This is a genomic window from Psychrobacter sp. APC 3426 (assembly GCF_030408035.1).
GTDB lineage: Bacteria > Pseudomonadota > Gammaproteobacteria > Pseudomonadales > Moraxellaceae > Psychrobacter.
In genome coordinates, this window is sequence record NZ_JASDCF010000010.1 from 57720 (window position 1) to 82063 (window position 24344).

19 protein-coding genes are annotated in these 24344 nt (G+C 43.5%); 14 read left to right on the forward strand and 5 right to left on the reverse strand.

From position 1 onward, the window contains the following. From QL919_RS07155 to QL919_RS07170, 4 genes are all read left to right on the forward strand, one after another. Positions 1–1248 (forward strand): UbiH/UbiF/VisC/COQ6 family ubiquinone biosynthesis hydroxylase, encoded by a 1248-nt coding sequence (locus QL919_RS07155; protein WP_290188900.1) that lies wholly within the window; start codon positions 1–3, stop codon positions 1246–1248. Between the two features lie 107 nt (positions 1249–1355). Next, positions 1356–2669 carry an FAD-dependent monooxygenase gene (locus QL919_RS07160; protein ID WP_290188869.1) on the forward strand — a complete coding sequence of 438 codons (1314 nt, stop codon included), beginning with the start codon at positions 1356–1358 and terminating at the stop codon, positions 2667–2669. Between the two features lie 82 nt (positions 2670–2751). Further along, positions 2752–4770: an acyltransferase family protein gene (locus QL919_RS07165; RefSeq protein ID WP_290188870.1), complete on the forward strand. Its 2019-nt coding sequence runs from the start codon at positions 2752–2754 to the stop codon at positions 4768–4770. A 125-nt stretch (positions 4771–4895) separates the two neighbouring features. After that, positions 4896–5647, forward strand: a protein-coding gene (locus tag QL919_RS07170; protein ID WP_290188871.1) for an IS5 family transposase whose coding sequence is annotated in 2 segments (ribosomal slippage) — positions 4896–5103 and positions 5103–5647 — 753 coding nt in all. Because the reading frame shifts where the segments join, the coding sequence is not laid out codon by codon here. A gap of 297 nt (positions 5648–5944) precedes the next feature. Here QL919_RS07170 and QL919_RS07175 read toward each other — a convergent pair. Continuing rightward, the gene (locus QL919_RS07175; protein ID WP_290188872.1) at positions 5945–6856 is read right to left on the reverse strand and encodes a lysine exporter LysO family protein; all 912 of its coding nucleotides are present in this window, start codon (positions 6854–6856) and stop codon (positions 5945–5947) included. A 223-nt stretch (positions 6857–7079) separates the two neighbouring features. On the opposite strand from QL919_RS07175, the gene QL919_RS07180 reads away from it, so the two are divergent. The 3 genes from QL919_RS07180 to QL919_RS07190 are packed head-to-tail and all read left to right on the forward strand — an operon-like array spanning position 7080 to position 11840. Continuing rightward, on the forward strand, positions 7080–9821 hold the full coding sequence (locus tag QL919_RS07180) for an alpha/beta fold hydrolase (protein ID WP_290188873.1): 2742 nt from the start codon (positions 7080–7082) through the stop codon (positions 9819–9821). Further along, complete coding sequence (locus tag QL919_RS07185; protein ID WP_290188874.1) at positions 9814–11016, forward strand: patatin-like phospholipase family protein; 1203 nt, start codon at positions 9814–9816, stop codon at positions 11014–11016. Before QL919_RS07180 ends, QL919_RS07185 begins: the two co-directional genes overlap by 8 nt. Positions 11017–11024: 8 nt before the next feature. Beyond that, positions 11025–11840, forward strand: a complete 816-nt coding sequence (locus QL919_RS07190; protein WP_290188875.1) for an SDR family oxidoreductase — start codon at positions 11025–11027, stop codon at positions 11838–11840. Positions 11841–11847: 7 nt separating this feature from the next. Here the strand turns inward: QL919_RS07190 and QL919_RS07195 are convergent, their stop codons facing one another. The 3 genes from QL919_RS07195 to nadA all read right to left on the reverse strand — a co-directional run bounded on the left by QL919_RS07195 (position 11848) and on the right by nadA (position 15850). After that, a complete protein-coding gene (locus QL919_RS07195) occupies positions 11848–12741 on the reverse strand; it encodes a phosphatidate cytidylyltransferase (protein ID WP_290188876.1) in 894 nt (297 codons plus the stop codon). Positions 12742–12819: 78 nt separating this feature from the next. Then, the gene (gene nadB / locus QL919_RS07200; protein ID WP_290188877.1) at positions 12820–14709 is read right to left on the reverse strand and encodes an L-aspartate oxidase; all 1890 of its coding nucleotides are present in this window, start codon (positions 14707–14709) and stop codon (positions 12820–12822) included. A gap of 1 nt (position 14710) precedes the next feature. After that, a complete protein-coding gene (gene nadA, locus QL919_RS07205) occupies positions 14711–15850 on the reverse strand; it encodes a quinolinate synthase NadA (RefSeq protein WP_290188878.1) in 1140 nt (379 codons plus the stop codon). 366 nt (positions 15851–16216) lie between these two features. Here nadA and QL919_RS07210 point away from each other — a divergent pair, with 366 nt between their 5' ends. From QL919_RS07210 to QL919_RS07225, 4 genes are all read left to right on the forward strand, one after another. After that, complete coding sequence (locus QL919_RS07210) at positions 16217–17305, forward strand: hypothetical protein (protein ID WP_290188879.1); 1089 nt, start codon at positions 16217–16219, stop codon at positions 17303–17305. A 209-nt stretch (positions 17306–17514) separates the two neighbouring features. Next, positions 17515–18375, forward strand: coding sequence for a carboxylating nicotinate-nucleotide diphosphorylase (nadC, locus tag QL919_RS07215; RefSeq protein WP_290188880.1), 861 nt, complete (start codon positions 17515–17517; stop codon positions 18373–18375). A 247-nt stretch (positions 18376–18622) separates the two neighbouring features. After that, a complete protein-coding gene (locus QL919_RS07220) occupies positions 18623–19264 on the forward strand; it encodes a MarC family protein (RefSeq protein WP_290188881.1) in 642 nt (213 codons plus the stop codon). A 414-nt stretch (positions 19265–19678) separates the two neighbouring features. Next, positions 19679–21061: an NAD(P)/FAD-dependent oxidoreductase gene (locus QL919_RS07225; RefSeq protein WP_290188882.1), complete on the forward strand. Its 1383-nt coding sequence runs from the start codon at positions 19679–19681 to the stop codon at positions 21059–21061. A 91-nt stretch (positions 21062–21152) separates the two neighbouring features. Here QL919_RS07225 and QL919_RS07230 read toward each other — a convergent pair whose 3' ends face one another. Beyond that, positions 21153–21755, reverse strand: a complete 603-nt coding sequence (locus QL919_RS07230) for a LysE/ArgO family amino acid transporter (RefSeq protein WP_290188883.1) — start codon at positions 21753–21755, stop codon at positions 21153–21155. 247 nt (positions 21756–22002) lie between these two features. Between QL919_RS07230 and QL919_RS07235 the strand changes: the two genes are divergently transcribed. The 3 genes from QL919_RS07235 (at position 22003) to QL919_RS07245 (ending at position 24229) form a co-directional block, all read left to right on the forward strand. After that, a complete protein-coding gene (locus QL919_RS07235) occupies positions 22003–22740 on the forward strand; it encodes a hypothetical protein (protein WP_290188901.1) in 738 nt (245 codons plus the stop codon). Between the two features lie 217 nt (positions 22741–22957). Beyond that, on the forward strand, positions 22958–23638 hold the full coding sequence (locus tag QL919_RS07240; RefSeq protein ID WP_290188884.1) for a hypothetical protein: 681 nt from the start codon (positions 22958–22960) through the stop codon (positions 23636–23638). Between the two features lie 33 nt (positions 23639–23671). After that, complete coding sequence (locus QL919_RS07245; protein WP_290188885.1) at positions 23672–24229, forward strand: hypothetical protein; 558 nt, start codon at positions 23672–23674, stop codon at positions 24227–24229. Positions 24230–24344: the final 115 nt, after the last annotated feature.

Genomic DNA, 24344 nt, shown 5'->3' on the forward strand with positions numbered 1-24344 from the left:
ATGACTGAGCAGCAAGTGCTTATCGCAGGCGGCGGCCATGTCGGTTTGTCCTTTGCATTATTGCTTGCTCATCATGGTATCGCCAGTACGCTACTTGAAAAGAATAGCTATCCAACCATCAGCCCTAATGATGATGCTAAGCGTAGCCATTATTTGGACAGTCGTAATACCGCACTGTCACGGCGCACGGTGCAGATTTATCAAGAGATTGGGCTATGGGATGAGCTACAAAGCCATGCTTGTCGCATTGATGCGGTACAGATCAGTGAGCAAGGCAGCTTTGGACGCGCACAATTAAACAAAGCTGAAGAGCAGGTGGAGTCGTTTGGGCAAGTGATGGAAAACGCGTGGCTTGGACGTAAGCTATTGCTCGCGGCTCAGCAAGAGCCGCTGATTACTTTAATTGATAATGCCAATGTGATAGCCGTTGACCAACAAAGCGATGGCGTGACGCTAAGCTTTAGCTATTACGGTGAAGAAGAGCATGAGCAGCAATTGCAAGCCAGCGTATTAGTCGCTTGTGATGGTCGTGACTCTACCGTACGTCAGCTATTAGGTATCAGCACCACGACTTATGATTATCAGCAGACTGCTATCGTCGGCGTGGTAGAAACAGACAAGCCACATGAACATATCGCTATTGAGCGTTTTAGTCCGGCAGGGCCGCTTGCGGTGTTGCCATTGACCGATCCAGCAGGTGATGGCAATGATGAGTACCAAGAGGGTTATAGACGCTCGGTCGTCTGGGTCTGCCCAACGGGTGAGGAAGATAAATACCTAGAAGATGATGTGCATTTCTTAGCGACCTTGCAGCAAGCCTTTGGCGAGCGCGCTGGCACGTTCAAAAAAGCCGGTCGCCGCGGTGCTTATCCATTGACACGGGTACTGGCAGATAAGCAGGTAGATGGTCGCTGCGTCATCATGGGTAATGCGGCCCACACCTTACATCCGGTCGCTGGACAAGGTTTTAACCTCTGTATGCGTGATGCCCATGTACTGGCACAAATGATGAGTCGGCAGGTGCTAAAAGGCGAAGATATCGGCGATCCGACTTTGCTAAAGCGCTATGAAAAAGCCCGTCAAACCGATCAAAAACGCGTCATCCGCTTTTGTGATGCCGTCGTACATGGTTTTACGCATCCGAACCCAGCGGTAAAGCTGGCACGTAACGTGGCTTTGGTTGCCTTTGACAAACTGCCGAATATTAAGCCATTGATTGCCAACTATGCGATGGGCTTAAAATCTTAGTTCAACATACTGGTAAGTTATTAAGCAAATAAAATCTATCATTTCAGCTGCTGCCAAGTTTCATAAACATGAGCGGATAGCATGAATAACGCGACAAAGGATGTTTTATGAAAAATAACCATACGCTCATTATCGGCGGCGGTATCGTCGGTGCAACCCTTGCGCTGAAACTGGCACAAGCTGAAATGCCAGTGACCATCATTGATGCGCGTCCTGAACGTAGCGAGGCAGATTGGCAACAGGTGCTTGGCAAGCGGGATGCGCGTGTTTATGCATTAAGCCTTGCCAGTATTAACTTACTCAAAGATGTGGGCGCTTGGCAAAAGATAGCGGCATCAGAGCGCAAAGCCGATTATTCGCAAATGCAGGTTTGGCAGCTAAACGGTCGCGGCGAGTTACTGTTTGGCGATAGTGGCGATAGTGGCGATAGTGGCGATAATAGTAATGGCAATAATAGTAGTAATGACAGCAATCAAAACTCTGAGCCAAAGATGCTCGGTAGTATGGTTGAGCCCGCCGTTATCGAATATGCATTATGGCAGCGTTTAACTGCCGCTGATGTCAGCCAGTATTTAACTGTTATCGATGGGCAAAAGGTTGTCGATATGGACTGGCTTGGTAGCGCACAAGGTTACCGTGTGACGCTAGATGATGGCAGTGTGATTGACGCACGTTTATTGGTTGGTGCTGACGGTCGCGGCTCGTTTGTACGTAAGCAGGCGGCAATTGAGCTGGATGTGCTTGATTATAAGCAAACGGCGATTTGTTGTGCCATTCAAACCGACAAGCCGCACCGAGCGACTGCCCGTCAAGCCATGCTACCGACTGGTACATTAGCCTTATTGCCACTTGCTGATATTACTGATGAAGATAAAGCCAATCCGCAACATTGGCAGTCGATTGTATGGACATTGCCACGCAATCAAGCATTGGCATTGTTAGAAGAGGCGCCGCGCTATATCGCTGATAAATTGGCTGCTGCCAGTAATTATGAGCTGGGTGCTATCCGCGAGATTGAATCCATCGCCAGCTTTCCGTTAGCCGCGCAGCAAGCAAAAAGCTACGTCGCCGATAATTTAGTTTTAATCGGTGATGCGGCACATGGTGTACATCCGCTGGCAGGTCAGGGGCTGAATTTGGGCATGCTCGATGTGAAGGCATTAAGTGAACAACTCACCCATGACTATGCGCGTAGCGGAAATAAGCTGTGGGGCACGAACCAAACCTTGCGTAGCTATGAGCGTCTGCGTCGTCCACATAATAGTCTGATGATGCATAGCTTTTCGGCGCTTAATTGGCTGTTTGCCGGCTCGCTTGCGCAGATGCGTCCGATTCAACAACTTCGTAATGAAGGCATGTATCGCGTCAGCAAAATCAAACCCTTGATGCGACTATTTGCTAAGCAGGCGAGTGGGGTTTAGACAGTTAATAATCATATTGTCACATACCTTTGGAGCAAACAGGTATAATTTCAAAAGTTTTTAATTTAACAGTTGATATCACATGAACTTAACTGATTATAAAGTATCATCCTATAGATATGATATACAAGGCGTAAGAGCAATAGGTGCCTTACTAATCATGGTCTATCATATCTGGTTTAGTAAGGTTTCAGGAGGTGTGGATGTCTTTTTTGTTGTTTCCGGATACTTTATGGCAGGTATGCTTGCGAGATCATATTTAAAAAATGGTAAAGTGAACCCTTTTGAGTTTTGGGGTAGGATTATCAGGAGAATTGCACCTCTAGCTTATACAGTAATAGCATTTACGTTGATACTTGGATATTTTTTTATGCCTGCTAATTTCTGGCGGCATGATATGCAAGGGGTTTTAGCGAGCATCGCACATTTAGAAAACTGGTACCTCATATTTAGGAATACAGATTACCTTGCTAGTAGCAATCCTCCAAGCCCTGTACAACAGTTTTGGGCATTATCACTTCAAATGCAGTTTTACTTAGTACTACCGCTAATCTTTTATGTAGGAATAGTACTATCGAAAATATTTAACTCTTATAAAGTTTTGCTTTACTTTATTTGTGCCCTCATAGTTATATCTTTTTCATACTCTCTGTATTACACCCATACAAACCCATCTGCTGCATATTTTCATCCAGGTACAAGAGCTTGGGAGTTTTTGGCTGGAGCTGTGATATTTTTAATATTACCTTTTATTAAGTTTTCCTTGAAGGTATCTCGTATATTGCTATGGGTTGGTTTTTTATTGATTCTAGCTGTAGGAATTATCGTACCTCAAAACATCTCATATCCAGGCAGTATTGCAATACTACCTGTAGCTGCTGCAAGCTTTATGATGATAGGAGGAGCAAATGCTAGCTCAGGTCTAGTGTATAAATTACTTTCATCAAAACCACTTGTATATATAGGAGGCTTATCATTCGCTATATACCTTTGGCATTGGCCAATACTTATTTATTTCCAGCACTATTTTGATGTGGCACCAGGTAAAGTTAGCTTAATCGAAGGTATTATTATAATTTTATTAGCTTTTGTTCTATCGATCGTTTCCAAGAAAGTAATCGAAGATCCTGTTGCAAATATAAGAAAAACTAATACATTTGCTTCTTATGTTATAGGTGCTTTGTGCTTTTTGTCTATCTTACTGCCTAGTTTATATATATATATAAAAATTGATAAAATTCATAATAGTTTTAAGGCACATGAAGTCCTTAGTAATGATTTTTATGAAGGTAGAAGCGCCTACGCACAAAACGGTTATCCAAACATTAGTTTGCCTAGTTTTATTGGTAATAAAGGAGATATTAACACCCCTGGTTTGGACGGCACTTCTGAGGGCTTAAAGAATGGAGAGATAATAACGTCTGAATATGGTGACATACACAGCAATAAATCTGTCTTATTAGTTGGAGGTAGTACGAATGCACATTGGGAACCTTTTTTTAGCTACTTAGGTAAGAAGCACAGTTTCAAAGTAATAGTTTTTAATAGAACAGACTGTTCTATTGGTTATAATCCAGGCTCAGGCTCAAACTACCAAATCTGCAAGGATTGGAATGATAAACTTATTGACTCCATATCCAATATAAAACCACAGCCTAAGGTTGTGGTTGTTAATACTTCTAGACATTCAGGAAATAGAAAAGAATTCACACCCACTGGGTCTGTCGATAATATTGAAAAAGTTTTGGCTCTTGGAATTCCAGTCATAGGCTTAAGGATAAATCCATTGCAAAAGAATCCTAATAGATGTTTATGGAAAAGCGAAGATGCCTTTGAGTGTGCGACTGACTTCTATTCATCTATGGAAAGAACTAATCCTATGATCCAATTTAAAAACGATCAAGACCTATCAGGTTTATATCTCGTCGACTTCAAAGATGTTCTTTGTACAGACAACTTATGCCCAGCTGCTTTTAATGGCTACTTAGCTATGACAGATGATGCGCATTTAACTTATAGTTATATCAATTATCTTGCTCCAGCATTGGAGGATTCGCTTAATACTCAAGTTCCAGACTTCATGACATTAATTAATGATTAATGTCATAAAGTAAAGTTTATCGATTGCTTATAATTAAAAAACTCTAGGGCATGTCTTCAATTGGATAAGCCCTAAATAATAGTTACAATACCGCATCTATTGAGTCGATGCGAGAAATACAAGTTATGGCAAGAAAAGCATTAACAGATACGCTTTGGGATCAATTGCAATCGACGATGATAAAGTACGGCTGCTATCAAACTCAAAACAGCCGAGAGATCATGGAAGCCATACTGTGGAAGCTACGCACAGGTGCGCCTTGGCGAGACATACCTGAAGAATTATGTTTGTGGAAAACAGCCTATAGTCGTTTCAACCGCTGGTCGAAAACTGGCTTATGGGCGGATTTTTTTTTGGCTTACGAAAAGAAGTTGATACGGAATGGGTATTCACAGACGGAAGCTATGTTCGCTGTCATCAGCATGCAAGTGGAGCTCGGCTTGGTGAAGATCGAGCAATTGGACAAAGCTGTGGCGGCGCAACTACAAAGATACACCTATCCTGTGATGCCGATGGATATCCGCTCAATTTTAAAATTACTGGGGGTGAAGTCCACGACAGTCAAGTTGCAGGTGAATTGATTGAAATGATTGGACAAGCTGATTACTTTATCGCTGATAAAGGCTATGACTCAGAGTCTATCAGAGACAAAGCTCGAAGCCATAATATGATACCCATCGTTCCTAAAAGGAAAAATGCCAAACAGCCTAATCCAGAGTTTGATAGCTATTTGTACAAGCTGCGTCATCTTGTTGAAAATATGTTTGCAAGGCTTAAGCATTTTCGTAGTATCGCTACTCGCTATGAGAAGTTGGCTCGTAATTTTAAGTCAATGCTCTATCTAGCGTGTACTATCATTCATTGTAAAATGAATTGAAGACACGCCCTAGTCTTGCAGCATAATATTGATGCTGAGTGTATCCATACTTACGAGTGTTCAAAAAAATTATTGGTTAAAGAGACAGCGTATATAATAGGTGATAGTTTTGAAGCGCTCAATCTGAAAGGTCTTGAGGCAAAACAACGCCGCGCAACTTTAATGGCAAGTAGTGAAGTGCATGACTTAGAGAGTCTTGAATATGTGTCTTATATAAGAAGATACGGTAAGTACGCTAAGCATTGTGAACTGTTCGAATAATAACGACTGATTTTCATCAATCTTTAAAACTTAACCTTACCCCAACGCCGAAAACAGCACCATTAGCACTGGCGAGACAATATTAATAATAAAGCCAAAACTAATCGCCAGTGGCACGACTTTTAGACCACCAGATTGTTGGATAATAGGCAGCGTAAAGTCTAAACTGGTCGCGCCGCCAAGACCGACCGCTGCTGATGGATATTTGCGCATAAAGACGGGAATAAATAATAGCGCAAAGAACTCACGTATTAAGTCGTTAAATAGCGCCACACTGCCCCAAACGGCGCCATAAGCATCAGTCATGATGATCGCTGATAGCGAATACCAACCAAACCCAGATGCCAGTGCCAAGCCTTTTGTCCATGATACATCGGTAAACATCAGCGCGAAGATAAGCCCGCCAACCAATATCGAGAGGGTAAAGATAATACTCATCTCGACGCCACGTTTATTGAGCAGTACTTCTTTAAGGGTAATCCCTGAGCCTTTTAGACCAATACCGACCAGTAAGATTAATACCATCAACATTGCGGTCATGGTGTTTTCAGGTGGCATATAATCAGCCGGCAAGAAATAGCCGATGACCATGCCAATCACCACACAAATTACTTGCGCCAAGCTACCACGAATACTAACGCGATGCTCTTTGGATTTGACGTTGGGTTTCTTTGCCTGCCACGGTCGCAGATGATCAAATAACATCAGGGCAAATAAGCCAGTGCCAATTGTCAGTATCGATAGGATGGTGACGTATAGGGCGATTTCGCCTATTTGACTGCCCAGCCCCTCGACTTGCGACAGCTCAATACCGATGAGGGCTAAGATGACATAAACCAAGTACGACAAGCCTTTATCAGCAAGCTTGGTCATTTTAGGATTAGAGGGGATGGCAAAACCAATAAACATTGGCATTAAGACCAAAACAAGGGTAATCAGGCTTTGCATGTCGGCAGACTCGTCAGTTTTAAACAAGGCGTTTTTGGGAGGGCGTTTCTAAGAAGTTGGGGATTGTATCATATTAGCTTGTAAATACGGTTATCAGCACATCATATTCATCGCAAAATGTGACGGTTGTTTGAGTGGTAAATGACCCCTAAATGGCTGGTTATTCTTTACCTGATAAACTTTTGTTGTTACATTGAAGGCATCAAAGGTTTTGGCACGTATTATGTCGCTATATCAACTCAAGTCTCAATTCCAAGACCAACTGCGTCCTATAAGCGATACTCTAGCTGGGCAAGGTGTTACCGCCAACCAAGTGACGGTGTCAGCAGTATTGCTGAGTGTGGGAACGGCCTATGTGATAGCTAAGCCAGCAGCCAAAAATCAAGCGCTATGGCTGTTAATGCCGTCATCATTGTTTGTGCGTATGGCGCTCAATGCTATTGATGGCATGATGGCGCGCGAGCACGGGCAGGCATCCAAACTTGGTGCAGTGCTTAATGAAGTGGGTGATATTGTTGCCGATACAGCATTATTGGCCAGTCTGTTGCCGCATGTTGATAATCAAGCAACGCCAGTTGGGCTGATAAATACCGCAGAAAATCTATCTCACAGTCAGCGCCATATTGTTGGTTTAATTGGTCTTAGTATTGGTACCGAGCTACTGGGTATAGCCAGTCATACAGCGCTAGGTACTCGAGCCAATCATGGGCCTTTGGGCAAAAGTGACCGTGCTTTTTTGCTGGGTGTGCTTGGCACCTTGGTTGGCGTCAAAGTACCGTTATCGCTATCACCTATTAGAATAGGGCAACTATGCATACTGACAGAAGCAATGCTCTTAAAGACTTGCCTCAATCGCTTGCGTTATATGGCGAATTTATACGTAATGCGTAAACCACCAGTGCCGAAATCAACACTGAGCGCATTAAATACTTGTCATCATTCAAACATTTCCAACCATGTTGAATTTTCTCCTAGCGTCATTGATAGTTTCATCGCTCATAACGCTTTACCTCATTCTTCTACTAATGCTTCTCTTTTGGAATCCAATATTATGTCAGCGACCTCTAATAATGCAGAAAATAAAATAAACCTGCTTAACGATAGTAACCATAAAGACCCATCCCAAAAGACATCATCAAAGCAGTCCTCACCCAAAACTATTCATGGTGAAAGCAGTTATAACGCTTATGATGGCACGGCAATATATTATCGTTACTGGCTGACAATGCCTTTAGAGGCTATAAAACAAGCCAGTCAGCAACACACACAACAGCGTCAAGTCATTCTGTTACATCGTGGTCATGAGCATTCAGGCCGATTGGAAGAGTTAGGACAGCAGTTTGCAGCGTCTGGCTATCAGGTATTTGCTTGGGATGCACGCGGTAATGGGCGCTCAGGCGGTATCAAAGATCATGCCGAGAGCGTCACTGAGCTAGAGCGCGATTTAAACGACTTTGTGCAATTGGTCGTTGCTCAAACTGGCATTGCCATTGACGATACTTTACTCATCGCGAGTAGTATCGGTGCGGTACTCGCGGCAGCATGGGTACATGATTACGCGCCCAATATCCGCGGGATGATTTTGGGTACACCTGCATTGAAGATTCGTTTGTATCTACCCTTTGCCATACCGTCGTTAAAGGTGGCACGCGCACTTGGTTTGATGTCACGCGTGAGCAGCTACGTCAAAGCACAAGTATTGACCCATGATAAAGACGCACAGCAGGCCTACAATGCCGACCCGCTTATCTCCAATAGCATCTCGACTGACTTGCTCATTGATACTCATGCGACGGGTCAACGCTTGCTCGATGATGCCGGTGCTATTACAGTACCGACGTTTGTATTGTGTGCAGGCAAGGATTATGTGGTCGACAAGCAGGCTGAACGTGAGTTTTATGAGGCGATTAATACGACCAATAAGCGTTGGCAACTGTACCCTGACAGCTATCATGCGATCTTTCATGAGACCAGTAAAGCAGACGTCTTCGCGGATTGTATCGAGTTCGCTGAGCAGGTATTCAGTACCGATGTTAAAGCGCCTGATTTAAGCGCCGCTCATCTAAGCAGTGCCAGTAAGGATAAGGTTGACCGTTTAGCGATTAAACCTTTCAACCCAAGCTTTGCCATTACCCGATTTGCCATGCAAAAATTTGGTCATGTCAGCGATGCCATTGCCACTGGACTTGTGCATGGCTTTGATTCGGGTCATTCGCTCGATCATGTCTATTATAATCAGCCGAGTGGTCAGAATAAATTTGGTCAGGCAGTCGATAAATTTTACTTAAGCAATATTGGTTGGCAAGGTATTCGTATTCGCCGTGAGCATATATTAGAGCTAGCACGTCAAGCTTTAGCAGATATTAAAGATAAGAACCAAAGTAGCGCTAAATCATACCAACCAAGATTGCTAGATATCGCTAGTGGGCATGGCTTTTATGCGTTTGATTTGTTGACAGAGTTTACAGACTTGCATGCTGAGCTACGTGATTATGAGCAGCATAATATTCAAGCGTTACAGTCGAAAGCGCAGCAGCTAGAAATTGCTGATCGCGTGATTGCCTGTCAAAAAGATGCTTTTAACCCTGCCAGTTATATTAATGAGCAGAAAGAGACTGGCAGTGCCGATGAAACAAAATTCGATATCGCCATTGCCTCTGGTGTTTTTGAATTGTTTTCTGACAATACGCTACCAACGACGGCTTTGGCAGGCATTTACGATAGTTTAAAATCTGGTGGTTATTTACTTTATACCAATCAGCCTTGGCATCCTGAACAAGAATTTATCAGTAAAACCTTAAACAATCATCGTGGCAGCGATTGGGTGATGCGTTGTCGTTCACAAGCAGAGATGGATCAGTTGGTTGAGAATGCTGGCTTTCAAAAAATAGCGATGCGTATCGATCGCTTTGGTATCTTTACCGTGTCACTAGCGATTAAAGTCGCCTCAACCAATCATGAATAATACGCATGCCAAACCCTATGAGCGTGTGCAGCTTTTTTCAGGGGGCGGTTCACGCTTTGGCTATTATTTAGGTAGCTATGCGGCATTGGTGGCTCATGATTTGACGCCGGATATGATTGTTGGCACCTGCGGTGGTAGTCTATCGGCTTATTTGGTTAATTTAGCGCCCGATCCCAAGGATTTGCAGGAGCTCATGTGCAGTCGTGAGTTGTATCATGTCATTGCTGCCATCAGACATGTCGCGCCAGACGAAGCCAGTAAACGTTTAAAAATACGTTATATGACTCAGGCTTTCAAGCGCTGGCGACTCACAAAACAAAAAGCTAACGGACAAAGACAGCCGCAAGCAGATAACTATGAGCAGATTTTGGATGAATTGCAGCAGCTAGCGATGTTTCGAGTTGATAATGAAGAACAATGGCTTGACGGGTTGTCTGGTTTTTCTCTCAAGCACAATAATAATTCGTTTAATCCTACCGCGCCAGAGATAGCCATTATCGCCAGTCGGCTGTATCCAACAGCTAATCAAGGGATTACTGCTAGTAATTCTGTTCACAATGATTTTAGGCTACAAGAATTATTATTTGCCCCGCCGCGATTGGCAGCATTAGATCTCATTGCAGAAAAACTGAATTCACCGGCTCATACATTTGCTAATGGACGTATAAATCAGTCTGTCAAAACGCTGACCAAATGGGATTTTTCCCCTGCGATTCGTGCTTCTATGGCAGATATGTATTACCTACCACCGACGCATATCGCAGCCCTTGGTTGGTGTTTAGGCGGAGTGATTAATCTCACACCCATTGAGCTGGCGTGTCAATTGGGTCATAGCGTATTTGCAGAAACCAAGGCAGGTTATGATTCATGGCTTGCCGCACCAGCCATTCAACGTGTTTTTGGTTTTGACCCCAACGAGCGTTTGGCACAGGTGCAGGGTTTGGATTCAACAGAAACGTTAACCCGCGCTGATTCTGTTGAAACCAGTCCTCGAGTGAATCAACTACATTGGTTACCTTTTGCAGATAATGCTCAGCAGTTGGCAAGGCAGCATGTACAAAAGCGTTTTAAGATCAGACAAATGACCGTTGAGCTCATTCACAGTGACTATGACGGTTTTGTGCAGCAAATGCAGGCGCAATGGCGGTATGGCTATCAGCGTACCACTGACTATATACAACAGCACGGGCTATGAGTTTGCAAATGAAAGACCTTACACAATCTACTTCAGCTCATAAGTCATCGCATATCATCGTTTTCGGCGGTACGAGTGGTCTTGGTTTGGCGTTGGCACTGCATCATCAGGCGCTTGGCTGGCAAGTGAGCGTGATTGGTCATAGTATGGAGAAGATAGATAATATCAATAGTCAGCACCCCGATATTGTTACTTATTGCTGTGATTTGACTGATAACGCGCAAACACAAAGTTTGTTAGAGAGCTTGTCAAATATCAGTTTTCAAAGAGTGATTTATAGTGCGGGTAGTTATACCAATGAGCGTGTTCACCATCTGAGTCAAGCGGACAGCGATCAAATGCTAGCGATTAACCTGCAAGCGTTTGAGCAAGTTTTTAGATGGGCAAGTGAGCAATTAAGGCGGCAAAGCTGTGCGTTGTATTTCAATGAAAACAGCAACCTAAGCCTAATTTGTATTGCTTCTATCGCCGGCACAATGGATTATCCTTACGCCAGTCTATATGCCAAAAGTAAACGTGCGATGATTGCCAATGCTAGCGCCTATCGTGCAGCACTTGCGCCTTATCATATCCAAGTAAACTGCATCGCCTCAGGCTATATCGACACCCAAGCATTACGTGATTTAAATAATGGGGATGCTAGCCATAAGCCATTTATAATAAAGGCACAAACGGCGGTTGAGAAGATTATGCGGGCAGTTGATAAAGATATTGAGCTGGCCATATTTCCACGCTCTATGCGCTATATCACTCGGGCGCTAAACCATTTACCTAAGCCTTTGCTTAACTGGATATTGCGTAGTAAATTGGATAAAACCATTTGATAACAGCTTAGCCGAGCAGCCAATAAAATAAGGTAAATAATGGCACGCCTATGAGCAAACTATCTATTCTGTCCAATACGCCGCCATGTCCGGCAAGCATCGTACCCGTGTCTTTTACGCCGTGCTGACGTTTAAAGGCAGATTCTAATAAGTCTCCAGCGATACCACTTACCGCTAAACCATAGGCGGCCAATAAGCAAACCCACCAGCTAAAAGAAGTGAGCCAGATGCCTAATAGTGTGGCCAATATCGCTGCTAACACACTGCCAAAGAGAGCACCTTCGATACTTTTATTTGGGCTGATGGTGGGAGCAAGACCGCGCTTAAAGATTTTGTGACCCAGCAATCGTCCGCATAGATACTGGGCAATATCATTAAATTGGCTGGCGAATAATACAAAAAACAAAATGCCGTATTGTTCGCGCTGCCATGCTAATTGCTGTAAGGCAATCAAGCTGATAATCAATGCAATAAAGACAGAACTAAACAGCAAGTCTAAAAGATTTAAACGTGTATAGGTTTGCTTAGAATCAGAAGGCGTTTTTATAAAAGGCTGAGTATTTGGTTGCAAGCCACACGCTTGAAGCTTACTAATAAGCCTAGCTTTGCTAGGTAGGTGCCATAATCGTTTAATCTCGTAGCCGCCACGCACACCAATCAACAAGAAAAAAGCGATCAGCAACCACTGATAGGGGTATGTGCGAGAGTGTAGGTGTTGACTGTTATCAGTTATCTTAGCGATAACATAACAAGCGCAAAGTGCTGCTAACATGAGCCACCATGAGCGTGCTATAAGATAGATTTTCGGTAAGCGCTGACGCAAGCGAGGGAGGGCAAGCATAGCCCAAACCGAACTCACGACTAGCATTAGGGCCATCACAAACCGTAAGTCAGAAGCCATGTTTTTAGCACTTTGAGGTCGTTAGAGAACGGTAATCTACCGTTTTTTTATGGCTGAAGTGGCAACGCTTAACTGCTGTTAGGCGTTAGCAACTGTATATACCGATCCAGCCTCTGTATCATCAATTATAGGCTGAATCAACCAATCAATACCACCCTCTTTCAACTTTGATAATGGCTCAATCACACTCGTCCGAGGTGTGCTCGTTAAGTCAGGATAGTCTTTTCGGTAATGGCCACCGCGGCTCTCATGACGCTGATAAGCAGATTGTATAATCAAGGTCGCTAATTGCAACTGTCTTGCTAATTGAAAGTAGGGCAGCTCATTTAGAATAGCAGCGTTATCTTTATGATCGATAGCTAGTTGATTAGAGTCGTAGCTATTAATTTTCTCTTGCCATTGTTGTATTTGTAAAAGTGCTTGTTCTAATTGCTGAGCATCACGGGTAATGCCCATATGAGAGGTCATCAAAGCCTTTAGTTCTGCGGTTATTGCAGTGATATCAGCATTTATAATGACGTTGATGTTGTGATTGTCATTTTCATTACACCTGCTTTCATATTCAGCAGACGATGGCAAAGTAATGCGCTGACTATTTTTAAGCGTTGGCGCTATCCACATATCATGAATTGCTTGGTTTGCATTAAGATGAGGTAAAGTTGTTTCTAACGTTTCTATTGCTGCTAAATAGCGCGGTAAGTCCGTAGCGATATTGCGCCCAACGACCACACATTCTAATAGAGAGTTACTCGCTAAGCGGTTTGCTCCATGCAGACCTGTATAAGTAACCTCACCAGCAGCATAAAGCCCTGTTACATCGGTCAAACCATTGGCAGACGTCACTACACCTCCGCAACTATAGTGAGCGGTAGGGGCAACTGGAATAGGGTCAGTAGTAATATCAATGCCGAGATCTAGTAGTGTTTGATAAATTTGCGGAAAATGCTCTTGTAAAAACGCCGCTGTCAAGTGACTGACATCAAGATGTACATAGCCAAGTCCATTCTTATTAATTTGCTCAGCGATGGCACGGGCGACGATATCTCTTGGCGCCAGTTCTGCACGGTTATCAACATCGAGCATAAAACGCTTGCCCGTTTGTGGGCAATATAGCCGCCCACCTTCACCACGCAGTGCTTCGGATATTAGAAAGCTGCTGTCATTTAAGGCTAAGCCAGTCGGGTGAAATTGAATAAATTCTAGATTGGCTAAGCGGCAACCTGCTTGCCACGCCATCATCACGCCATCGCCGACACAGACATTCGGCGCACTGGCACGCTTAAATAGTTGTCCTAAACCGCCACTCGCCAATACGAGAGCGCGACTATGAAAGGTGAGTTTACGTTGATTGACATGATCAAAAACACGCGCACCTTGGCATTGGTTATTGTGATTAGCGTTATTTTTTAAAAGGCTCAGTGCTTCATGGTAGGGCAAGATAGTAATATTGGATGCAGCTTGCACTTTTAGAGTCAAGGCTTCCATGATATGCCGACCAGTTGCATCATCGGCATGTGCAACTCGCCGACAGCCATGACCGCCTTCTTTGGTCAGATGTAAGTGAGAGAGGTCGAAACCCGATTCTATATGACTTTCTGATTCTTGCTGGGGGATCTGAGTAAAAGGTACGCCTTGCTCACACAGCCATTGTACGGCTTGTTGCCCGGCACTGAGGATATTAGTGGTGTTATCAGTCTCACATAATCCTGCGCCAGCGACGAGTGTATCAGCGATATGATCAGCGACACGGTCATTCTTATCTAGACTGGCGGCGATACCGCCTTGCGCATAATGGCTTGAGCAAACATCTATTGCTGCTTTACTTAATATCGTCACACTTAGCGATGTTGGTAAGGCGAGAGCAGTACTTAGTCCTGCAAGGCCAGCACCAATGATAAGGACGTCTGTCTGGACAGTATCCTCAGCATTATTAGTCTTTATCTTATCAGCTGACCATGCCTCGTTCATATTACGCCGCTCCAACATTGGCAAATAATTCGCGGTCTTTGACAATGTCACCACTTGCAGCCACACGCTGCTTTTGCGCTTCAGCAAAATCAAGCATACGTTGGAGTGGTTTTTTGGCAGCTGTCGCCAGCTCAGGCGTCATGAGCACTTCACCGCTGCGCTGAGACAGACATTGCTCAATCCCTTTTAGGCCATTCATCGCCATCCACGGGCAAAACGCACAGCTTTTACAACTGGCGCTCTCACCAGCGGTAGGCGCAGCTAAGAAACGTTTGTGTGGCGAGCGCTTTTGCATCTCGTGCAAGATACCCAAGTCGGTAGCGACAATAAAGGTATCGGCATCCATCTCATAAGTCGATTGCAACAGCTTACTGGTTGAGCCAACCACGTCGGCAAGTGCGACGACACTATCAGGTGACTCAGGATGTACCAACACCTTAGCGTCTGGATATTCTTCTTTTAATTGCAGAAGCTCAGTCGCTTTAAACTCGTTATGAACCAAGCATGACCCTTGCCAGAGCAGCATATCCGCGCCAGTCTCCTGCGCGATGTACTTACCCAAATGACGGTCAGGGCCCCAAATGATAGGTTCGCCTTGCGCATGCAGATGACGAACGATATCGATACCAACGGATGAGGTCACGACCCAATCAGCACGAGCTTTGACCGCCGCGCTAGTATTGGCATAAACCACTACAGTACGCTCAGGATGGGCAGCACAAAATGAGGAAAACTCATCAGCAGGGCAACCCAAATCAAGCGAACACTCAGCCTCCAAGTCTGGCATCAGTACTGTTTTTTCCATGCTTAGTATCTTTGCTGATTCGCCCATAAAGCGTACGCCAGCGACGACCAAGGTTTGCGCACTATGCGCTTGTCCAAAGCGTGCCATCTCAAGCGAATCCCCAACACAGCCGCCTGTTGCTAACGCCAAGTCTTGAATAAAAGGGTCGACGTAGTAATGAGCAACCAGAACTGCGTTATTGTCTGTTAATAGCTGTCTAATATTATCTTCAACTGCGAGACGTTCCGCACGTGGCAGGTCTGCAGGCATTTTAGCCTTGGCATATTCGATATTCATTTGAGTCGCAATGCGATTGTCATTGCTCATGATGGGCGCGTCGTAGGGATAAGTTTTCATAAGTGCAACCTTTAGTGCATTAACTAGTGCATTAACGACAAATAAGGTGTCGTTAGAAATAGAACAGTTAAATATGGTGAATAAATGAAGTGTTTTAATTATGCTCATTTTGAGCATAAATACAAGTATTTTTTATAATTAACTTTAAAATTGAACTAAATATGTTTGGATTTCTTCTAAATAGCGCCGTTTCTTATACTGTTGTTCTCGCACTTATTTTCTAGTATTTATCACAGTGCCATTGGTATATTTACAACGGCAGGCTATGATAGTTTTAGATTCACGCTATACTAAGCCGTGTTATAAAAGTCATAATTTATAGCTTTTTCACTGCATTCTTCAAGATAAAGGATATTTACTAAAGCCATGATGTTGTCTTACTCACATGCACATCAACAGGGTAGTGGCACCACAGAAGTGGTCGCCGTGTTGGTGGCGATTACTGAGCATACCGCTCGGGTCTTAACCGTTGATCAAGGTAAGCTATTGCCCAATGGACCCTTGATGCCATTGCACCGCTCGTTGCAAGCTGGCGTGCGCCAGTGGGTTGAAGAACAAACCCAGCAGCCGCTCGGTTATTTAGAGCAGCTATATACCTTTGTCGATACCAATAGACGCAATGTCGATGGCCATGCGTTGGTGTATGTCAGCTACTTGGGGTTGGTGCAAGAGATACAAATGCAGCAGCTACAAAGCCAAGCCTCATGGCGAGATTGGTATGATTATTTTCCTTGGGAAAATCACTTGGAGGGTAGGCCAAGTATCATCATGGATTTCATTGTGCCAGCACTATTAGAGTGGGCGAATGACACAAAAGATGTCATCGTTCAGCAGCGTCGTCGTCAGCGCATTGGCTTGTGCTGGGGACTGAGTGAATCTTTCTTAGCGGGCAATGATTTTGGGAATTGCGAAAATAAAAATGCTGGTCTTGATATAGTGAGTGATAACAATCAGGACAATCGAGAGTGGGTTGCCGAACACGTACTGCTACGCTATGAGATGCTATATGAAGCGGGGCTGATACCTGAAGCGCCGACCTATCCACCTATCTATTCAGCCAACAGTCAAATCAGCGCCCCAAGCATTGATCAAAGCAGTCCTTTGCCGGAAAATTGGTCGCAGCTGATAGGTGTGCCCATGTATTATGATCATCGCCGAGTGATTGCTACCGCCATTTCACGACTGCGTGCCAAGATTGAATATCGACCGCTTATCTTTGGTTTGATGCCAGATGTTTTCACCTTATCGCAATTACAGAAAAGTGTTGAGGCGTTGTCAGGCGTGCGTTTGCATAAGCAAAACTTCCGTCGTTTGCTTGATTCACAGAATTTAGTGATGGAAACAGGGCAGAGCAGCAGCGCCCAACGCGGTCGACCTGCCAAGCTCTATCGCTTTCGCCACGACATTGAGCTACAAAGCTTGCTGATGGACAGTAAATTGCCCAAACGGAAATAGTGCCGATAGCATTAATTTCTGTATAATTTTTCCTTAATTAGGCTTAAATGTAATTTGTGAAATAAATAAAATAACGCCCTTTTCTTGCGAGACTCAACGCTTTACGCTATATTTATGCTCATTTTGAGCTTAATGTAGTTGTAATAGAGCTTGTATCAATCGCGCGCAGATAGCATGTACAAGCCATCACGCAATAATAAGGGTAAAATATGACAGTTGAACGAGAGCCAGCATTGGATGAAGTGTTACTTAAACCCTTAGTAGAAGCTGCTTTAACTGAGGATTTGAGTAGACGTGGTGATGTCACCTCGCAAGCGACTATTCCAGTGGATATGCAGGCGCAATTACAAATCAAAGCGCGCCAAGCAGGTGTGGTTTGCGGGATGGATTTAGCACGTTTGTCTTTTGCTTTGGTTGATGCGCAGATAGAGTTCGCTGCTCAGGTTGTTGATGGTGAAACGGTTGCTGCGGGTACGGTATTGGCGATTGTCAGCGGCAATGCACGTCATTTACTGACAGCCGAGCGTACTGCACTGAACTTCATGACTCATCTTAGTGGTATTGCAACGGCAACTCGTCAGATTGTTGACAGTGTGGCAGAGTATCCTGCACAAATTACTTGTACGCGTAAGACTATTCCAGGTCTACGCACGGTACAAAAGTATGCGGTACGCTGCGGCGGTGGGCGCAATCATCGTTTAGGGTTGGACGATGCAATTTTAATCAAAGACAATCACATTGCCATTGCAGGCGATATAAAGACTGCGATTAAGCAAGCGCAAGACTTTGCAGGTCACTTGATTCCGATAGAGGTTGAAGTTGATACGTTAGCACAGTTAGAGCAAGCCTTGGATGCTGGCGTGAGTTTGGTGCTGTTAGATAATATGTCACCTGAAACGTTATCGAAAGCGGTCGCCATGTGTAAAGGTCGCGCCAAGACCGAGGCATCAGGTGGTATCACTCCTGAAACTGTGCAAGCCGTAGCAGAAACAGGTGTCGATTTTATTGCGATGGGTTATTTGACGCATAGTACGACGGCGCTTGATATCGGGCTTGATTTTAGCGCTTAGTCTTTAAACGTCTCATGTTTTTTGAATAGAGACCGATAACTGCAGTCTTTATTGAGAGTTTTATCAAAGATTATCGCAATATTTTCTGAAGAGAATAGCCTGTGTGAAATTAAGCAAAGTTAATGATTTTATTAGGTTATCTGCCTATGCTACAATGCCATTTTTAACCGCTTATTGGGTCATCGCTGCGCTCGCACGATGGCCTTATCTTTTTGCCTGATGTTTACCCATAGACAAGCGAGGCTCAGTGAATACTGAAATCATCAAAATAATCTTAGCCTTTTTGGTATTGATTAATCCCTTTAGTGCTTTGACATTATTTTTGGATTTGACCCGCGGTTATTCAATGAATAATCGACGCAAAGTGGCGCGTGTTGCTTGTTTGACCATTTTTATTACCATCAGTTTTTTTACCGTAGCAGGTGAGACGTTACTTAAACTGCTTGGTATCTCGATTGGCTCGTTCCAGTTGGCAGGTGGTATTTTGGTGTTTTTGATTGCCCTGAATATGATGAATGGTGATGGTAACCCTGTTAAGCCTGACCAAGAAAACTTCGATGTAGAATATGACAAACATGCTGCACCCAGTACCGCCTCTGCTGTCGTGCCATTGGCCATTCCTATGATGATTGGACCGGGTGGTATCTCAACGGTTATTATCTACTCATCACAAGTCTCTGGTATTTTGCAGGTTTCGGCCATCCTTATCGCTGGATTATTCATCAGTTTGTTCTGCTATTTGGCGTTGATGGCGGCAGGTCGCATCAGTCGCTTATTGGGTGATACTGGGCTAAACATCATGAGCCGAATCATGGGTATGCTCTTAGCCGCTGTTTCTATCGAGATTATCGTCAATGGCTTACGTACACTATTTCCTAGTTTGATATAGTCAAGTTTCTAGTAAGTGGCAGACGCTATCAGGCTATATCCGCCTACTATAAACAACTTATAGATAGCCAACGATATAAGTTGTTTACTCTCCTTAATACACTGATTTTTACTGTCAAAAACCGTCTGTCACATCGCTCGCTATCACTTTGTATCTCATCCTTATTACTCGATAAATTGCTACTTTAAAAGCGGTTTATCGTCTATAAACACATTTCTGTAAAATGGACTGTAATGCTGTAAATGACAGTCATTCTAGCTCAATATTTAAAGCCCGTAAGCTTTTTCTAATAAGCATTTCAAATGATTTTGCATCGATTCGGTTGCTACTATCAATTACCAAAAGTAGCGCCAAAAAACGTCAAATATGAAATTATGTTATAATAGGGGTACAATGATTTTATAGGAGCTAGTTTTGAGCAAGAAAAGAATTGCTATTTTAGGTGCAGGTCCAAGTGGTTTGGCGCAGTTGCGTGCTTTTGAAGCAGCTCGTTTGGCTGGTGCAGAAAACTTGCCTGAGATAGTTTGTTATGAAAAGCAAAATGCTATCGGCGGCATGTGGAATTACAGCTGGCGCACAGGTCTAGATAGAAATGGTGAGCCTGTCCACGGTAGTATGTATCGCTATTTATGGTCAAATGGTCCTAAAGAGTGTTTAGAGTTTGCTGATTATTCATTCGATGAGCATTTTGGTGAACCTATCCCATCATACCCGCCACGTGAAGTCCTAAAAGACTACATCATGGGTCGTATCGATAAGCAAGATATTCAAAAGTACATCCGCTTTGAATGCCCAGTACGTTGGGTGTCATTTGATGATGAAACGCAAAAATTCACCGTGACGGTGATGAATCATAAAAGTGGTGAGCAAGAAGTTGAAGAGTTTGATTATGTCGTGGTTGCGACCGGTCATTTCTCCACACCAAACATGCCATACTTTGAAGGGTTAGAAGCGTTCCCCGGTCGTATTCTACATGCGCATGATTTCCGTGATGCACTAGAGTTTAAAGACGAAGATATCTTACTTATCGGTAGCAGTTATTCTGCCGAAGACATTGGCACGCAGTGCTACAAGTATGGCACCAAATCAGTCACCATTAGCTATCGCACACAAGCGCTAGGTTATGACTGGCCAGAAGGTATTAAAGAAGTACCTTTAGTGACACATTTTGAAGATGATGTGGCACACTTTGCTGATGGAACGAGTCAAACCTTCGATGCCATTATTATGTGTACCGGTTACTTGTTCCACTTCCCATTTATGCCTGATGAGCTGCGTTTGCAGACGCATAATTGCTTGTATCCAGCTAACTTATATAAAGGTATCTTTTGGCAACCTAATCCAAAACTGATTTATTTGGGGATGCAGGATCAGTATTTCACCTTTAATATGTTTGATGCGCAAGCATGGTACGCACGTGATGTGATACTGGGTGATATCGAATTGCCTGATTTGGCGACTCGTGAAGCAGATGAGCAAAAGTGGTTGGCGACTTATGCTAAGTGTGCAACGGTCAGTGATTCTATTGATTTTCAAGCGGCTTATATCCGTGATTTGACCAATGGCACCGATTATCCAGAGTTTGCAGTAGAAGAGCAGGGCGAAATTTTAAAAGAATGGCAAAAAGATAAAGCTGAGAACATCATGACCTTTAGAGAAAAGGCCTATCGTTCTACTTTGACTGGAACGCTATCTCCTGAATTACCAGAACCATGGTTAGATATTCTTGATGATTCGCTAGAGCATTTTTTAAACTTGACCTTTGTTAAGCCTAAAAAGCGCAAAAAAGCATCTTAATAAGCATTGTTCATTTCAAAACAAGAAAACCAAACACGTTATGTGTTTGGTTTTCTTGTTTCTATACGCAGCGTTTATTTCTTACGTTGCATTAACTTTGATAAAGATGCCAAGCCAAATACAGCATCAGAATACCCACTAAGGCATCCAGTATATTCCAGGCTTTTGGTTTGGCAAATAAGGGTCGAAGTAGTCGCGCACCATAACCAAGTGCAAAGAAGAAAAAGAACGAGGCGCTTACCGCACCAGCAGCAAATACGACTTTGCTAGTTGCGCCTGTTGAAACCATGCCGACGAGCACCAATGTATCTAGATAGACGTGCGGGTTAAGCCAAGTAAAGCCAAAACATAATAACAGCGCTTTTTTTAAGCTGGTGACGACTTGTCCTTCAACGGTAAGTGCATGCGATAGGCGCATACTGGCATATAAGCTTTGCAGGCCATAGCCAAGTAAAAATAAAACGCCTGCAAATTTGGCAATGTCTACAACTTGTGGGTAGCGTGCTGTCACTGCGCCAAAACCGCCAACGCCAGCAGAGATTAGCAGCGCATCACTGATCGCACAAAACAAGCAGACGAAAAATATGTGCTCGCGTTTCAGTCCTTGTTTAAGGACAAAGGCATTCTGTGAGCCGATTGCAATGATGAGTGACAGCCCAAGTAAGAAGCCAGAAATATAGTCGGGAGCATTCATAATAGTGCGCTTATGGTTTTTTAAGGTTTGATATTTTACGCGCTTTGTCTTTCACATGATTTGAGAGGTTGCTAAATGAGAATCTTGACATTTTGCTTACTGGCAGTGCCGTAAAAAGCTGTTAAGATACGCTATTGAATAAATCGATGCAATATGAAAAAACGCAATATTAATAAATGCAGTACGAGCGAAATGTGAGTGCACGAGAAGAGAGGCAGAGTCGGTCATGGTGGTAAGTTTGACAAGAATGCTACAGTCATTTGGGCAAGCTCAAGATGACCTGCCGACGTTAGCTGCGAAAAATGCTCAGGAACTGGCAAGTAGTGATGACGTAATGGCTAATGCTACGGCGGCTGATAATGAGCAGAGTCAGGTGCGCAGCCAACGTTCTACGCTTACGCCGCCTGAGCGTGCCGACCGTATTTGCGCTGCGTTAGCACAAGTAAATGATATCCGCTCTGCAACACCATTAACCGATCGCTATTTGTCTAATCGTGCTCAGATGCCCCCGACCAATAGACCACCTTTTGACCCTGATACGTTATGGTATCTCAAACATGGACGCTGTCCGATTATGACTGAGCTTATTGATGTGGTCGATGAGGCCACCCTAAATGCCATGCCTATTGAGGCCGTTGCGATACTAGACCGGATTAATGGTAAGTTAAAGCGCTACCGTGAGTGGAGTAGCGAGCTCAACGCTGAGCAACAACAGCAACATAATGAGCGCCAGTTTGTCATTGATAAGCTGGTGTCTGAAAGTATTCCCGAAGCGCTACATCACTACGAGCAGCTGCAACGTTTTAGTCCGCATCGTACCAAAAATAATATGGTGCAAGGAAAAATGACCGCAGGCGATATGTTGACGGATTTGTTTTTAGAGATAGATTACGAGCTTGATGAATTATTAGATGAGCTACATCAAACGGTAATGAATAAACTCGCTTCAACGCACCGCTATGTTAAGAGCCGAACCCAAAGCTAGTGTTTGCTTGTCTTTTAATCGTGGCTTTAACTCATGGGTTTTGAATTGGCATTATTAAAGTTATATAAATCAGCATGATTAAACACAATCGATTCAATGTATAACAATATAGGGCTTTTATAGAGCCTTATTTTTTTGTTTAATGATAGCTACCGATTTTTATTAAAAATAATAAGAAACTTGCCAAACAATTTTGCTAAGCAATAAGGACAACCTAATGACCCAAATTACTGCGATGTTTGTAATGTTCGTTTTATATGGCGTGCTACCAGCAGCTGGGTTGTACCTAGGGTATCGTGGTATTAAAAAAGTGACAGCGCCCAAAATGCTTGAATATAAAGCGATGCCACAACTGGGTTATATCCCTGAAAAAAGCTTACCAGTTGATGTCAAAACCGCCCTTGATCAAATCAATGACAAAGGCGAAAAGCTGCGCGTTATTTATGGCGATACCAATAATGATGGAAAAATCGATGATAAAGATACTGTTAACGAAACCTATATCATGATTCAAAACTTAATGGATAGGCATGTGCCAATGGCCGTAGCAGACTATCGCCGCTTGCATGATTTAGATGTGGGGGATGGTGCGCGTGCTGACACTACCAAGATTAAGCACTCTAATGTCACTGGTAAAGAAGCATTGCTAGATGTATTAAGCACAATTAATACCCAGTTTGATGATTTGCTCAATGCCTCCTATCATCAAGATGGGCAGAAGTTACTTGCGACCAATCGATACCTACAAAAACGTTTTAACAATCCCGCGGATAATCAAGAGCTTCAAAAACTTACCAACGGTGAGGATGCTGCTAATAGCAGTGTAGATATTGAAGCGATTGATCGTCCAACTGATGCCAATGCTGACAGGGCAAAAGCTGAGGATATCAAATTATAAATGCCAGAGTCGTATGATAAAGAGTAAGCGTATATGAGTGTTTTAATAGGCGTTGGCATTGTGACGACGGTCACTGCTATCTATTTGGGGAGAAAAGGTTGGCAAGCACTGCATAAAGCGGTTGGCATCACCCCGGGCGCGCTCACGTATCAGGATTACGATGCACCATTGTCATTATCTGCTATTAATTGGCAACGGCTAAACTTAAACAAACAACACCTAAAAAGCTTGCCAGATAACCAGCTACGTCAATTGCAACGTATTGATAAAAAGCTCTGCAACTACCAAGCTTATCAAAAAACGCTACAAGCTCAGAAGAAAACGTCTGCAGTCACAGAGCAGCAGTTTGTCTTGAACAAGCTATTGCACACTCGCTTACCTGAAATGCTGGCAAGCTATTATCATCTGGCAAATATCAGTAGCAGCACTAACGATTTGAACAACCAAAATAATGCAGAAGCCAGTGAATTATTGCAGCAAGTCTTAGATAGTATCGAACAACGTCTAGATAGGCTATTAGAGCAAATGGAGATTCAGCAGTTGCAGGAATTAAGAGTCATGAAGAACTATATTAATAGTCATGATAGCTAAGCCTTCGGCTAGGACGTTATTTCCAGTTAATAGCGCTAAGATAAAAATACATAAAAAAGCTGCCAATGATTATTCGTCATTGGCAGCTTTTTATATGGCTTACTCTACATCCATA